11 protein-coding genes and 1 tRNA gene are annotated in these 13,578 nt (G+C 69.8%); 4 read left to right on the top strand and 8 right to left on the bottom strand.

Going from position 1 to position 13,578, the window contains the following annotated elements; translation table 11 throughout:
- Positions 1–2 precede the first annotated feature (2 nt).
- The 3 genes from CLV71_RS25640 to CLV71_RS25630 form a co-directional block, all read right to left on the bottom strand.
- Positions 3–188: a hypothetical protein gene (locus tag CLV71_RS25640; RefSeq protein WP_133905400.1), complete on the bottom strand. Its 186-nt coding sequence runs from the start codon at positions 186–188 to the stop codon at positions 3–5.
- Between the two features lie 540 nt (positions 189–728).
- Positions 729–801, bottom strand: a tRNA-Glu gene (locus CLV71_RS25635).
- A 131-nt stretch (positions 802–932) separates the two neighbouring features.
- The gene (locus tag CLV71_RS25630; protein WP_133905399.1) at positions 933–1,181 is read right to left on the bottom strand and encodes a hypothetical protein; all 249 of its coding nucleotides are present in this window, start codon (positions 1,179–1,181) and stop codon (positions 933–935) included.
- 1,317 nt (positions 1,182–2,498) lie between these two features.
- Here CLV71_RS25630 and CLV71_RS25625 point away from each other — a divergent pair.
- Complete coding sequence (locus tag CLV71_RS25625) at positions 2,499–2,750, top strand: hypothetical protein (RefSeq protein WP_243866707.1); 252 nt, start codon at positions 2,499–2,501, stop codon at positions 2,748–2,750.
- Between the two features lie 78 nt (positions 2,751–2,828).
- Here CLV71_RS25625 and CLV71_RS25620 read toward each other — a convergent pair whose 3' ends face one another.
- Positions 2,829–3,032 carry a cold-shock protein gene (locus CLV71_RS25620; protein ID WP_133905397.1) on the bottom strand — a complete coding sequence of 68 codons (204 nt, stop codon included), beginning with the start codon at positions 3,030–3,032 and terminating at the stop codon, positions 2,829–2,831.
- A gap of 350 nt (positions 3,033–3,382) precedes the next feature.
- On the opposite strand from CLV71_RS25620, the gene CLV71_RS25615 reads away from it, so the two are divergent.
- From CLV71_RS25615 to CLV71_RS25605, 3 genes are all read left to right on the top strand, one after another.
- The gene (locus CLV71_RS25615; protein WP_208297764.1) at positions 3,383–4,585 is read left to right on the top strand and encodes a L,D-transpeptidase; all 1,203 of its coding nucleotides are present in this window, start codon (positions 3,383–3,385) and stop codon (positions 4,583–4,585) included.
- A gap of 88 nt (positions 4,586–4,673) precedes the next feature.
- On the top strand, positions 4,674–5,222 hold the full coding sequence (locus CLV71_RS25610; RefSeq protein ID WP_133905396.1) for a PaaI family thioesterase: 549 nt from the start codon (positions 4,674–4,676) through the stop codon (positions 5,220–5,222).
- Between the two features lie 8 nt (positions 5,223–5,230).
- The gene (locus CLV71_RS25605; RefSeq protein ID WP_341771669.1) at positions 5,231–6,427 is read left to right on the top strand and encodes a metallophosphoesterase; all 1,197 of its coding nucleotides are present in this window, start codon (positions 5,231–5,233) and stop codon (positions 6,425–6,427) included.
- 2 nt (positions 6,428–6,429) lie between these two features.
- Here CLV71_RS25605 and CLV71_RS49475 read toward each other — a convergent pair whose 3' ends face one another.
- From CLV71_RS49475 to CLV71_RS25585, 4 genes are all read right to left on the bottom strand, one after another.
- Entirely contained in the window at positions 6,430–8,706 is a 2,277-nt protein-coding gene (locus tag CLV71_RS49475) for a serine/threonine-protein kinase (RefSeq protein WP_243866706.1), read from the bottom strand.
- A gap of 1,735 nt (positions 8,707–10,441) precedes the next feature.
- Entirely contained in the window at positions 10,442–11,422 is a 981-nt protein-coding gene (locus CLV71_RS25595; RefSeq protein ID WP_133905394.1) for a glutamate ABC transporter substrate-binding protein, read from the bottom strand.
- Complete coding sequence (locus CLV71_RS25590) at positions 11,419–12,777, bottom strand: hypothetical protein (protein ID WP_133905393.1); 1,359 nt, start codon at positions 12,775–12,777, stop codon at positions 11,419–11,421. The genes CLV71_RS25595 and CLV71_RS25590 overlap by 4 nt, the downstream gene beginning before the upstream one ends.
- A gap of 186 nt (positions 12,778–12,963) precedes the next feature.
- Positions 12,964–13,566 carry a PadR family transcriptional regulator gene (locus CLV71_RS25585; protein ID WP_133905392.1) on the bottom strand — a complete coding sequence of 201 codons (603 nt, stop codon included), beginning with the start codon at positions 13,564–13,566 and terminating at the stop codon, positions 12,964–12,966.
- Between the last annotated feature and the right edge of the window lie 12 nt (positions 13,567–13,578).

The raw sequence follows: 13,578 nt of genomic DNA, 5'->3' as shown, positions 1-13,578 counted from the left end.
GGTCAGCGCTTGCGTCGCGGCGTCGGCGGCGACAGCAGCAGCTGCCCCTGCGCGAGCAGAAGCGCGGCGCACTTCTCCGTCTCGCGGTAGACGCCCTCGAGCTCGGGCTGGGCCAGCAGCGCCTCGACGTCTTCGGTCAGTTCCGGAGTACGTGTCGTCCCGCGGGTCGACATTTCAACGACAGACATACGATCAGCTCCCTTGCTGGTGTTTGCCTTGCGCTAACAGGAGTTCACGCGACGCAGCCCCCAAAACCCGATCTCTTTCGCATTGTCACGAGTTCCCACTGAGGAGTGACGAGCACCCACCGGACGGAACGCTGCGTGATCACTTGCGACACCGCTGACCTGGAGTGGAGGTGACCTGACCTGCGAATGCCAGCTGGACCTGGCGCGCGGATGAAGAAGTTCCGAATCACTTTCGTGGCGCGACGAAACTGTGCGCTACCAATTCGCCTGCGAATGCATTTCGCAATGCGCGCGAGGGCGACGTGAGCACCTTTTTGACATAACGGCGACGGCCGGCTGGATCGGACAGGCCGCGACTCGGTGGTGAGTCCGGGCCGGATGCAGGGATGCGCCGCCGTACGAGAAGGGGAGCACGAGAAGGGGAGCACGAGATGCGGGCCGGTCGCCGCCAGCCGAGCCGTACCGACGCGCTCGTCGCGGGTCCGCGTCGTGTCGATGTCCACTCGGGATGCCGGTGACGGGTTGCCGCTGGTGGGGTTGTGCTCCCAACGGGATTCGAACCCGCGCTGCCGCCTTGAAAGGGCGGAGTCCTAGGCCGCTAGACGATGGGAGCCCCGGGTTGCCCGCTCTGGAGCACCGGAAGCATAAAGCACGTTCCCCCGACCCCGGCAAGCGGGTATCGGGGGAGCTGCGTCCACGTCGGCGGACCCGGGGTCACCGCTCGGCGACCCGAAGCCTCCTCTGTCAGCGGCGGACTGGCGGTACGCCGTCGTCGCCGGGCACCAGGCCCAGCATGTCCAGGAGCTCTCGACAGTCCTCGACGCTGTTCGCGGAGCGGGCGACGGCCAGCTGGGCCCGTCGTACCTGCTCCTCGGACACACGTGAGGACTCGCCGGTTCGTTGGGCCGGTACACCGCCGTTACCGAAGTTGAGTGCGGTGTCCCGGGTGTCGTGCTGCAAGAGGAAGTCCCGAACTTCGACTGGGCCGCTCATGTCGCCTCCCCGACCATCAGGTTTCGGGGAAGGCTATGAGACGGGAGGGGCCTACCACAGCCCCCCGAGGAGTGAATCCGGTGCCCACTCATAGTAGTCGCGGTCGGGTGTGCGAACCGTCGTACCGGCGGGTTCCCCCAGGTGACACCGTGATCCGGCCACTCGAATGGCCGCATTCGGCCACGATGGACAGCTGGCGATCTCCTCTGAGTAGTGGCTCTCGTCGAGTGGCACCCGCCCGGAGCCTGACCACGGCCTGACGTGACGGGTCTCGCGGACGTCGATAGCAATCGCCTAACGGTTGTCCACAAAGGCGCCCGGGAGGCGGGGCGACGGCGGAACCGTTGATCGCCCCATCAGACGTCCGCGCTGGTCGGCGGCCTCCAGGGTGGAGAGTTCATCGTGATCTCGGACACTCGGTGAATAGTTCTCTAGATTTTTTCACCTTTGCCCTCTCGCACGAGGCGCGTGCGCGTGCAACAATCGACTCGCTGACACACCCCCGGTCAGCGCCTGTGGAGATCCCCTCCGGCCCCCGCGTTCCTCCCCCTGGCGCGGGGGCCTCTCCATACTCCCCCGAACTGTGTTCGCGGGATGCGCTCACCTTGTCGTATGGCGATTCTTTGGGGGTGCAACCCCCACGCCCCGCCCGGCGGGGCTTCGCCCCCCGGACCCCCTCCCACTGGTCTGCCGTTCTGCCAGGCTCGGCTTCGTCGTTGGTTGCTTGGGTTCCTTGCTCGTGGCTTTGCCACTTGCTCCTCGGGGGGTTCGGCTGACGCCTCACCGCTCTGCTTTCGGCCTTCGCAACCTTGCGGGTTGTTGCTGGGCCTCGTGGCTCCGCCACTTCGTCATTGGCGGTTCCACGCTCACTGGGTGGGTTGCGCACCGTTTGCTTCACTGCCGGTGCTGACTCGCGCTGGTGGTCGAGTCGGCTTCGGGTCGCTTCGTCCTCCGTGTTCCTACTGCGCCACCCCGTTGCTCCTCGGCGGTCTCGGGGACCGGGGCTTGGTTGGTGGTTGTTGGACTGGTTGTCTGGTGGGTCGCCGGTGAAGGTTCGGCGCTCTGCTGTTGGGTGCTGGCGCGCTGTTACCGGGGGTTGGCGTGTCGGGGTGTGGTTGTGGGCACACCTACCCTTTCCCAGCTGGGACTTTACGGAGTGTGACGCGACACTTAGGGGTGAAGTTGGTTGCCTTGCTGGTCACACCGCAACCCGTTCGTTATCCTCCTATGGTGCTTTTCACCGGACGTAGTCGACCTAGCGCCAAACCGGCGGCGGATGCCGCCGACGCTGGCCGCCATCGCACCGAGGCGGAGCCTGTGGAGCAGGATCGTCCTGACCACGAGCTCGAGTCCTACCTGGCCGCCCTCTCTCCCGAGGGTGACCCGGAGAGCACCGGCTCCGGCCGGCGCTTCGGTGGGTCGCAGGTCTACCAGCTGCGCCTCTCGCTGATGGCGAACGAGCAGCTGCGTGAGATCGCGGCGCACAACCAGACCTCGCCGCTCGCGCTCGCCCAGGAGTGGGTCATGCAGCGCCTGGAGTGGGAGGCTCAGCAGCTCCCGCGCCGCTGACGCGGACGAGGACAACCACCACCGACAAACGCGAATGGCCCCGGTCGCACCCGACCGGGGCCATTCTGCGTGAGCTACCTACAGTGCGCGCACGTTCGTGGCCTGGGGGCCCTTCGTGCCCTGCCCTACCTCGAACTCGACGCGCTGGTTCTCCTCCAGGGTTCGGAAGCCCTTGCCCTGGATCTCCGAGTAGTGCACGAAGACGTCGTCGCCGCCTTCGTCTACGGCAATGAAGCCGAAGCCCTTCTCGGAGTTGAACCACTTCACAGTGCCCTGTGCCATCCGCCTGCCTCCATACGCCGGATCAGCATGGGTTGCACCGTGCAACCCTGGCAGCCCCTCGGGCGAACCTCCGCCGATCTCAGCGGAACAGCGGCACGCCCGCGTTTTCGTTCCGCGAGCGTGTAAAGCACGAACACAGAAACTACGGCCTGCGCGGCAGAGCGTAGCGCGACAACCACTCCCAGCACTACTACTTGCACACGGTTGATTACACGACTGGTTCGATCTCCGCTGGCTGAGGCCGGGTGACCTACTGTGATCTGCCTCACAGGCCATGGAGCCAACGCGGATCGACCCAAAGGCGTCGAATCACATGTGAGCATCGCGCGGCGGGTCTGTAGGGGGCAGTAATGGGTGAAAAGCGGTCACGGCGGGTGCCGATGGCCCTGCTGGCGGCGGGGATCGTTGCGGTTCTCGGCCTTACGGCGTGCACCTCGAGTGGGGACGAGGACGCCGCCACCAACGGAAAGCCGGACTCCACGCAGAGCCCGTCCGGTCAGGCGGCACCGAAGCCGCCTGCCAAGATCACGGTCGAGCCGGCCTCCGGCGCCGCCGACGTCTCGCCGTCCGCGCCGATCAGGGTCACGGTCGCCGACGGCACGATCCAGCAGCTGACGCTGACCAACCAGACCGGCAAGCAGGTGGCGGGCAACCTGTCGCCGGACGGCACCACCTGGACCCTCGGCGAGCCGCTGGGGTACAGCAAGACCTACACGTGGGCGGGCACCGCGAAGGGCACCGACGGCAAGACGGCGCCCATCTCCGGCTCCTTCACCACCGTGACGCCCACCCGCACCGTCGACGCCTCGCTGAACGTGGGGGACGGCAAGACCTACGGCGTCGCGATGCCCATCGCCATCACGTTCGACCGCGACGTCACCGACAAGGCCGGCGTCCAGAAGATGCTCACCGTCAACACGTCCGTCCCCGTCGAGGGCTCGTGGGCGTGGCTGTCCGATCGCCAGGTGCACTGGCGGCCCAAGGACTACTGGCCGCCGAACACGCAGGTCAGCCTGGTGGCGAAGCTGTACGGCACCTCGCTCGGCGACGGCAGGTACGGCGCCGAGGACCGGACCGCGAACTTCACGATCGGGCGATCGCAGGTCGTGCGGGCGAACACGCAGACGCACCGCCTGCAGGTGTTCGTCAACAACCAGATGACGGCGGACTTCCCGGCGAGCTTCGGGCTGGAGTCCGACCCGGGCCGCGTCACGAACAGCGGCACGCACGTGGTCATGTCCAAGCACGACACGTACTCGATGTCCAACCCGAAGTACCACTACGAGAACGTGGTCGTGCCGTGGGCCGTGCGGATCTCGAACAACGGCGAGTTCATCCACGGGTACGCGCCGTCGATCCCCGACCAGGGCAAGCGGAACGTCTCGCACGGCTGCGCGAACCTGTCGCCCGCCAACGCCAAGATCTACTTCGACAGCGCGATGACCGGCGACCCGGTGGAGATCGCGGGCAGCACGAACCAGCTCGGCCCCGAGGACGGCGACTACTACGACTGGGCCGTGCCGTGGGACCAGTGGCTGGCGAAGTCCGCCTGACGTAGAAGCATGTGACATGGGTCCCCCGGCGGTGTCGGGGGACCCGGTCTTTTCCGGCAGTCACCCGGTCAGGCTCTACGCTGATCGAGTGAGTCGCGTACCCGTGAGATGGCCGCCGGTCGAGGTCGTCATGCCGCCGCCGCACCCCGACGCCCCCGAGCCGGGCACCCGGCTCGGCCCGCACTACCACCAGTGCTTCGGCTGCGGTGACGAGGTGGAGGGCGGCCTGCGCCTGCACGCCGAGGTCGGCAAGGACTCGACGATCCTCGCCGAGTTCACCGTCACCGAGGCGCACCAGGGCGCGCCGGGCCTCGCGCACGGCGGGCTGCTGGCCGTCGCGTTCGACGAGGCGCTCGGCAACACCGTCGGCCAGATGCTCCGCGAGCCCGCGGTGACCGGCAGGCTGGAGACCGACTTCCTGCGCCCCGTGCCGGTCGGCTCGACACTGCACATCGTCGGCAAGCTCGACGGTGTCGCCGGGCGCAAGGTGTACGCGAGCGCGGACGGCCGCCTCAACGACCCGGACGGGCCGCTCGCGCTGCGGGCCAGGGCACTGTTCGTCCTCGTCGACTTCAGCCACTTCACCACCCACGGCACCGCCGACCCTCGGGACGTGCACCCGGACATCAACCCGTAAGGACCCGCATGGTGTTCGGCCTGCTGCTCAGCCTGCTCCTCGGGTTGCTGCACTTCTACCTGTGGAAACGCCTGGTCAAGGACACGACACGGCCCGGCGTCGTGCGTCGCGTGCTCACGTGGGCGCTCGTGCTGCTGACGTTGCTGCTCGTGGCGACGCTGGTGCTGCCCCGGGTGATCGGGCCCGCGGCGTCCGAGTGGTTCGCGTGGCCGGGGTACGTCTGGTTCGCGCTGGTCGTCTACCTGTTCCTGATCCTCGCCGTGCTCGAGCTGCCCCGGCTCGCCCTGCGGGGCTGGGTCCGGCGCAAGCCACTGGAGGCGACCGCGGCCGCCCCGGCGACGGTCGTCGAGCCGCCGCCCACTCCCGAGGTGAACCGGCGGCTGTTCCTGGCGCGGGCGAGTGCCGTGGTGGCCGGGGCCGCCTCGGCAGGCGTGGTCGGCGTGGGCATGGCGAACGCGCTCGGGCCGCCGGACCTGCTGCGCGTACCGATCACGCTGCGTGGGCTCGACCCGTCGATGAACGGCTTCCGGATCGCGGTGGTGTCGGACATCCACCTCGGTCCGCTGTCGGGCCGCGCGCACACCGAGCGCATCGTCCGCATGATCAACGAGACGTCGCCGGACCTGGTCGCGATCGTGGGCGACCTCGTCGACGGGACGGTCGAGGAGCTCGGTCCGGCCGCGGAACCGTTGCGGGACCTGGTATCCCGCGAGGGTGCGTTCTTCGTCACCGGCAACCACGAGTACTTCGTCGAGGACCCGCTGGCGTGGCTACGTGAGCTGGAGAAGCTGGGCGTGCAGCCGCTGCGCAACGAGAGCACGGTGATCCGCCGTGGCCTCGGCGCCTTCGACCTGGCCGGTGTCAACGACATCTCGGGCAGCTCCATCCACGACGGACCCGACTTCGACCGCGCGCTGTCCGGGGTGAACTCGTCGCGGCCGACGATACTCATGGCGCACCAACCGGTTCAGGTGTCGGAGGCGGCGTTCCGCGGGGTGGCGTTGCAGCTGTCCGGGCACACGCACGGCGGCCAGCTGTGGCCGTTCCACTACGTCGTCGGGTTGCAGCAGGGCGCTGTGTCCGGACTGTCTACTGTGAACAACACGCAGCTGTACGTGACGCGGGGCGCGGGTTTCTGGGGACCGCCGGTGCGGGTCGGCGCGCCGCCGGACATCACCGTGCTGTCACTGCGAAGCGAGGACTGACGTCACGTCAGAGTTCGTGGGCGGATGGCGTTCGCCTTGTCCACCAGCTCGTGTCGTCGTTCCTGTGTGCTCGCCAGGCGCGCCAGCACGCGGTAGCAGCGCTCCAGGCCGAAGCGCAGGTCGCGTTCCGTCAGCCGGCAGCCGAGGACGACCTGGTTGGCCGAGTCCTGGCTGCCCGACGGGCGGCCGGCACGCACCCACTCGTGTGCCGCCTCGAGGACCTCCGCCGACAGGATCGTGCGGCGTTCCGCGTCGAGGGCCGCAAGCCGCTCCAGCTTGCGGGACGCGTCCTGCAGGTCCTGTTCAGTCGCCTTGGCCGCGTCGTCGGCCCTGGCCTTGATCCTGATGGCGGCCACCTGCGCGGCGAGGTGATGGCTCGACGTGTCCGGAACGGCCTCCAGGACCTCGATGGCCCCGGCCCTCGCGCCCTGGGCCAGGTAGACACGTGCCAGGCCGAACGCGGCGCTCACCCACGCGCGGTCCGTCCGCCACACCAGCTCGTAGTACCTGGCGGCCTGGAAGTGGTTGCCCGCGTACTCCGCCGCGACCGCCAGCGCCAGCTTCGGCGGGATCTCGCCGGGGACCGCGTCGTAGACACGTTCGAACGCGGCCGTCGCGTCGGCCGGTTCGCGGGTCGCGATGGCGATCAGGCCCTGGTACCAGTCCGGGCGCCAGTCGGCCGGGTCCATCGCCACGCGGCGGGCCGCCTCCAGCTCGCCTTTCGCGGCACGGAGCTCGCCAAGCTCCAGCCGCGCGCGGACCATGCGCAGGCGAACCTCGATCGAGTCCTGCGGAGCGGACTGCAGGGCGGTCACCAACTCGGCGGGCTCCGTCGCGGTGATGCTCGCGAGGGTGCTGGCCGCGTGGTCGTGGGTGTCGACCATGGGCAGCGGGAGGACCGACGCGACCTCCAGCGGGTCGGGGTTCGGCAGTGAGCCGCGCTCGCCGATCACCATGCCGGAGCCGAACGTCCTCGTCTCCAGCGCGAAGACGTTCGACGTGCCGGGCCGAGGGCGGTTCGTGCCGAGCGCCATGACCTCGCGGAGCACGCCGGTCAGCTGGTCGGCCATGTCCTCGGCCGACGCGAAGCGCTGCAGCGGGTCCGTGTGCGTCGCGCGCTTCAGGACCCGGTGGTAGGAACCGAAGAGCGCGAACAGCGGCTCCTCGTCCGGGCCGGGCAGCGTGTACTTGTGGCGCGTCGTGTAGCCGGCGAACTCGATCGACAGGACGGCCAGCGTGCGACCCACCGTGTAGATGTCGCTCGCCACGGACGCGCCTTCGGTGGGCAGTTCCGGCGCGGAGTAGCCGAGGGTGAAGAACAGCGGCGAGTCCCAGTCGTCGATCTTGCGGACCGCGCCGAGGTCGATGAGCTTGAGCTGCTCGCCGGACTGGATCACGTTGTCGGGCTTGAGGTCGCAGTACAGCATGTCGATGCTGTGCAGGTAGCCGATGGCGGGCAGGATCTCCAGGCCGTACGCGATGACCTGGCCGATCGGCAGCGGCTCGGCCTTGCCCGTCTCGCGGTGGTGCTCGAGGGCCAGCTGCCGCAACGACTGGCCGCCGACGTACTCCATCACGATGTAGCCGACGAGGTTGCCGGTCTTGGGGTCCGGGTGCTGCACGAAGTTGTAGATCCGGACGACGTTCGGGTGCTCGACCTCGGCGAGGAACCGGCGCTCGGCGACCGCGGACGCCATGGATGTCGGGTCGCCGGTGTCGATCATGCCCTTGAGCACGACCCAGCGGTCGCTGACGTTGTGGTCCTTGGCGAGGTAGATCCAGCCGAGGCCGCCGTACGCGAGGCAGCCGAGGACCTCGTACTGCCCGGCGACGAGGTCGCCGCGGAACAGGCGGGGGCGGAAGTTGAAGTAGGTGCCGCAGGCCGCGCACTCGCCCTCGGTCTCGCCGGGACGTCCGTCGCGGGCGCGGCCGACCTCGGCGCCGCAGTTGCCGCAGAACCGTTTGTTCTCGCTGACGACCGGGTCCTCGAGCACCGCGGACGCCGGGTCCTTGACCGGCACGACGGGCACGTCGACGAGGCCCGCGCCCAACCGCCCACGCCCGGACGTTCGCGAGCCGGTGCGTCGGCCCGTGTGGGGGAACGAGCTGGAGCCGGTGGTGTGCGGGCTGTCCGGCTTGTCGCCGCCGGGTTGGGTGGACGGCAGCGAGTCGAGCGGGCGGGCCGGTGTGGCGGGCGCGTCGACGCTGAGGGTGATGGGCGTCTCGTCGAGGACGCTGGTGGGCAGCGGTTCGTCGGGGGCGAGGGCCGTGGGGGGCATGACACCCGGCTGGCGCGGGGCGACGTTCGGGACGGGAACGCCTGGGGCCCACTGCATGCCGGGCTGGGGTGCTGGGCGGGCGCCGGTGGTCGGCCGTGGTGGGGCGTAGCCGAGCTGCGCCTCGCGGAGGGGTGAGCCCTGGGGTGGGGTCGCCGGCCGGGACTGTGCTGGTGGTGCCCATGGTGAGGGCGGCGCGTTGTGGGAGGCGGTCGGTCGTCCCGGCTGGTTCGGCCACGCCTGGCCCGGTTGCTGCGGACCCGACTGCCACTGGCCAGGTTGCGCCTGCCCTGGGTGCGGCTGGTTCGGCTGAGGTTGGCCCGGCTGCTGCCCCGAACCCGACTCCTGCCACCCTGCCTGCGACTGGCTCGGCTGCCGGTGGCCTGATTGCTCGCCCGACTGCCGAGTACTCGGCTCCTGAGCATTCGGCTGCTGCCATCCCGGCGGCTGGTCCGGCTGCCGGTGTCCGGGTTGCTCGACTGATTGCCGCGAACCCTGCTCTTGCGCATTCGGTTGCTGCCAGCCCGGCAGGGGTTGGGGGTGACCCGATTGAGGCGCAGCCGTTTGGTGCCCCGAAGGCCACGAACCCGGCTGCGAGTGCGGCTCCTGACCGGGCTGCGGCCGGCTCGGCTGCCGCTGACCGGGTTGCGGCGAACCCGGCTGCTGCCCTGGCTGCGGCTGGGGTTGGCCCGGTTGAGGCGCGGCTGTTTGCTGTGCCGACCGCCGCGAATCCGGCTCCTGCGACCCCGGCTCCCGGCCTAACTGTGGCTGGCTCGGTTGCCGCTGAGCCAGTGGCGACTGGCCCGAGTGCGGCTCTGCCGGCTGCTGACCCGAGGGCGGCGAACTCGGCTCCTGCCGGCCCGACTGCGGCTGAGGTGGTTGCGGCTGGCCCTGATACGCGTGCCAGGGCTGAGCGGCCTGACCTTGGGGACCGGGATAACCGCCCGTCGAGACGGGCTGAGGACCGCCGTAGCCACCGGCCTGGTTGGACGGCCTCGGATAACCGCCGGTCTGGTTCGGCTGCCCCTGAGGATTGGGGTTGCCGCCGGACTGGCCTTGCCAGGACGGCGGTCCGGACTGGCCCTGATGAGCACCGGACGCCTGACCGGCCCATGCCTGGGCTGGCTGCGCGGACTCTGTCGGCCTGGGTGGCGCAGCCGGGCCGCCCGTCCGAGGAACACCCGGGTGGCCCGGCTGGGAGCCTGCGGCCTGCTCCGGCGGCTGCGCCGACGTGCTCGGCTGGGACTGGCTCGGCTGGGCCGTGAACGCCTGCGCGTCAGGCGCCTCAGCGGCACCCGAGCCGTGCGGCCGGCCCGGGTGGGCAGGGTGCGGCGGCGGGGCCTCGCGTTGGCTTGGCTGGGACCGGGTTGGCTCGGCGCTCACCGGTTGGGCTCCTGGCTGCTCGGTGGCTGGTTGGCCGGCACCTGACTGTCCGTTCCACGTCGGGTGGGACGGTGAGCCCGGCTGGGCCTTGGGCTCTGCCGGTTTGCGGTGGGCGCCGCCGCTCTTCGGGGCGTCCTCGCCGTTCAGGGTCTCCGGGGAGGCGAACCAACCCGTGCCTTCCTCCTCGCCCGGCGGCGGGGTCAGGTTGGCGGCCCTGTCCTCGGCCTCCCTGCGCAGGCGTTCGGCTGCCTGCTCGGCCGTCTCCGCCACCGCGATGCCGCAGGCCTGGCAGTTCCCGTTGACGACCTCGCCCGGGCAGCCAGGGCGGGGACACGACAGCGCCATCACCAGCCCCCTAGTCCAGGTACGCCGGGGTCGGGGGCGTCCCGGGCTCGCCGGTGCGGCCCAGCCATCTGTTGTAGCTGTCCTGCCAGGCGCCGTCCGCTATCGACTTCGCCAGGACGGCGTTCACGAAGCGGACCATGTCGACGTTGTTCTTCGGGATGCCGATGCCGTACGGCTCCTCGGTGAACCTGGGGCCGACCATCTTGACGTTCGGGTCCTGGGCGACCATGCCCGACAGGATGGTGTCGTCGGTCGACACCGCGGAGACCTGGCCCTGCTGCAGCATGATCAGGCAGTCCGACCAGTTGTCGACCTGGACCGGGACCAGCTTCGCCGGGTGCTGCTTGATCGTCGAGATCGACGTCGAGCCCTTGGCCGCGCAGACCTTCTTGCCGCCGAGCTGGTCGAGGGTCGTCACGTCCGACGTGCGGTCGACCAGGAGGCGCTGGCCCGCCGTGTAGTAGGTCACCGAGAAGTTGATCTGCTGCCAGCGCTCGCAGTTCGCGGTCATCGTGCGCACGACCACGTCCACGTCGCCGTCCTGCAGCGCCTTGACACGGTCGTTGGACGTCACGACCTTGAACTGCACCTTGTTCGGGTCGCCGAAGATGGCCGCCGCGAGCTCGTGCACGCGGTCGATGTCGAAGCCCTCCAGCGCGCCGGTCGTCGGGTTGCGGAAGCCGAAGAGGAACGTGTTCTGGTCGACGCCCGCGATCAGCTTGCCCCGGTCCTGGATGGCCTTCATGGTCCCGCCCGGCATCTGGCCCGGCTGCGGCAGCGAGCCGTTCGGGCGGTAGCTCGCGCGCGGGTCACACGGCGGGGCCTGGGTCGTCGAGGTCGTCGACGTCTCCGGGTTCTCCTCGGCACCGACCGGCGTCGGCTGGGCGACAGAGGTCACGTTGGCGAGGTCGACCGGTCGCCCGCCGCCCGCGCACGCGGTCACGGCGAGCACCAACACCACGAACACGAGGCTCGCTCGGACAGCCCTCACCGGTACTCCTGCAGTCGGTCCCTTATCCCCATTGTCACCCCTGCGGCCGCGACCAGTGCCAGTACGCCGACCCCCGGCGTCAGCCCCGTCATCGTCCTGCTCGCGCCGCTGGTCCTGTCCGCGAACCGCTCCCTCGCGTCCCGCAGCGACTTCAGCAGGTTGTCGTCGAGGCTGGTGAACATGTTCGCGGCGCTCGTCTTCGCGTCGGGACTGATCGCGAGCGACACCGCCTCCTGGTAGGAGCCGTCGTCGTCGAGCCGGCGGATCTTCTCGTGCGCGGCGAGCCAGTCGCCGACGTTCTTCTGCGCGGCCGCGAGCAGGTCCCGCGCCTCGTCGGTGTCGGCCAGCCCCCTGGCCTGGTTGAGCAGGTTGCCCTGCCCGTCGCCGGTGAGCTGCTCCGAGAGCTTCTTGAACTCGTCCTCGTACTCGCCGCCGTCGCCGCGGGCGACCAGGGTCAGCGTCTCGTTGGCCCGCATCTTCAGCGCCACGATCCGCGCCTGGACGATCACCTCGCTCTGCCCGCTGCCGTGCTCACGCCCGGCGGACACCTGTGACGACTCGATCAGCAACGCCACCGTGCCCCAGATCAGCGCGACGACCACGGCACCCGTCGCGACCACGAGACCCACGTTGAGCAGGCGGTTCGTCCGCCGCGTCAGGTACAGCTGTGCGGCGACCAACGCGCCGAGCAGCACCACCGCGAGTCCCAGCGAGAACCACGGCACCGAGGTGGCCGCGACCTGCGAGTCGGCGAGGCGGGCGGAGTCGATCTCGTACAGCTCGTTCGCGGCGGGCAGCAGCTTCGCGCGCATGAGGCCGGACGCCTCGCGCAGGTACGCGGCGCCGGACGGGTAACCCTGCCGGTTGTACGCGCGGGCGACCTCGACCAGCCCGGTGTAGACGGGCAGCTGCTGTGCCAGCTCGTTGACCTGCTTCTCCGCCTCCGGCACGCCGCTGACGTCGGCGGATGCCTTCGCGAGGTTCGCCCCGGCCGTCGCGATGTCCAGGTCGTAGCGGTCACGCAGCTCGGTGGGCGTGGTGCCGCCCGCGAGGAACGCGCTGGCGGCGGTCGCGTCGGCGTCGGACAGGGACCGGTAGATCTGCTGCGAGGCGGCGGCCACCGGCTCGCGGTGGGCGACGAGGTTGTCGATCGTGCTCTGCTTCTGCTGCATCGCGAGTGCGCCGACGACGCCGGTGAGCAGCGCGAGCACCACGAGACCGACGCCGACGAGGAACAGCCGGCCCGGCGTGCTGGCCGCCGACTTGCGCACACTGCGTACGGCGGTCGCGGGCAGGCTGAGGACACGGCGGGCCCCGGGTACCGCGTGCTCCTCCGCCACGGGAGTGGTCACCATCGGTGATCCGTGCGACCACTCATGACGTCAGTTCCCCCCTCGCGGTTACCTGGCCGTGGTTCGGAACTTAGCCCAGCGGCGACGTGGACTGCCACCGAATCGATGACGAATGGGTGACGTCCGGTACGGACGTGTGACAGCAGCAAGGGAGTGCGCACGGAACGTGATTTCGATCTCGTGTCGCGGCTAGGCGAACCTCTCGGCCACCTCGCGGATCCACGCCGCGGACCACGTCAGCTCACCCGAACGCAGCGCCGCCAGCACGCCCTCCACCCACGCCAGCTCCGCCTCGCGGACGGCGATCGAGTACTCCTCGTCCAGCAGGAACAGGCGCGGCAGGTCGGGCACCACGGTCATGGCCTCGCGGTCCGCCGCCATGGCGGTGCGCAGGTCGGCGGCTCTTCTCTCCAGCCGGGCCGTGACGTCCTCCGGGGCCAGGACCATGACCGAGGCCAGCGCCGCGGGGAACTCCGGGTACTCCCGCGCGGGGGCCGAGAGCATGTCGGCCGTCCACTCACGCAGGGCGGCCCAGCCGGTGTCGGTGATCTCGTAGACCGTGCGTTCCGGGCGGCGCTCGTCGCGGGCGGTCTCCCGCACGGCGATCAGCTCGGCACGCACCAGGCGGTCGATCGTCTGGTAGACGCTGTTGCGCGCGCCTACGTTCGCGATCTTGTCCTTGCCGCGTTCCTTGATCATCTCGTGCATCCGGTACGGGTGCATCGGCTCCTCGGCCAGCAACGACAGGAGCACGAGCGCCAGCACTGACCGCCGATGGGTACTTCTCGCCACGGCACCGACCTT

The organism is Actinophytocola oryzae (assembly GCF_004364325.1).
Classification (GTDB): Bacteria; Actinomycetota; Actinomycetes; order Mycobacteriales; family Pseudonocardiaceae; genus Actinophytocola; species Actinophytocola oryzae.
This window is presented reverse-complemented; position numbering and strand designations above follow the sequence as displayed.

What these genes read in the sequence shown, in the direction of transcription:
- CLV71_RS25640 (WP_133905400.1), bottom strand. Translation starts at nt 188, where the DNA reads ATGTCTGTCGTTGAAATGTCGACCCGCGGGACGACACGTACTCCGGAA.
- CLV71_RS25630 (WP_133905399.1), bottom strand. Translation starts at nt 1,181, where the DNA reads ATGAGCGGCCCAGTCGAAGTTCGGGACTTCCTCTTGCAGCACGACACC.
- CLV71_RS25620 (WP_133905397.1), bottom strand. Translation starts at nt 3,032, where the DNA reads ATGGCACAGGGCACTGTGAAGTGGTTCAACTCCGAGAAGGGCTTCGGC.
- CLV71_RS25615 (WP_208297764.1), top strand. Translation starts at nt 3,383, where the DNA reads ATGGGTGAAAAGCGGTCACGGCGGGTGCCGATGGCCCTGCTGGCGGCG.
- CLV71_RS25605 (WP_341771669.1), top strand. Translation starts at nt 5,231, where the DNA reads ATGGTGTTCGGCCTGCTGCTCAGCCTGCTCCTCGGGTTGCTGCACTTC.
- CLV71_RS49475 (WP_243866706.1), bottom strand. Translation starts at nt 8,706, where the DNA reads ATGCCCCCCACGGCCCTCGCCCCCGACGAACCGCTGCCCACCAGCGTC.
- CLV71_RS25590 (WP_133905393.1), bottom strand. Translation starts at nt 12,777, where the DNA reads ATGGTGACCACTCCCGTGGCGGAGGAGCACGCGGTACCCGGGGCCCGC.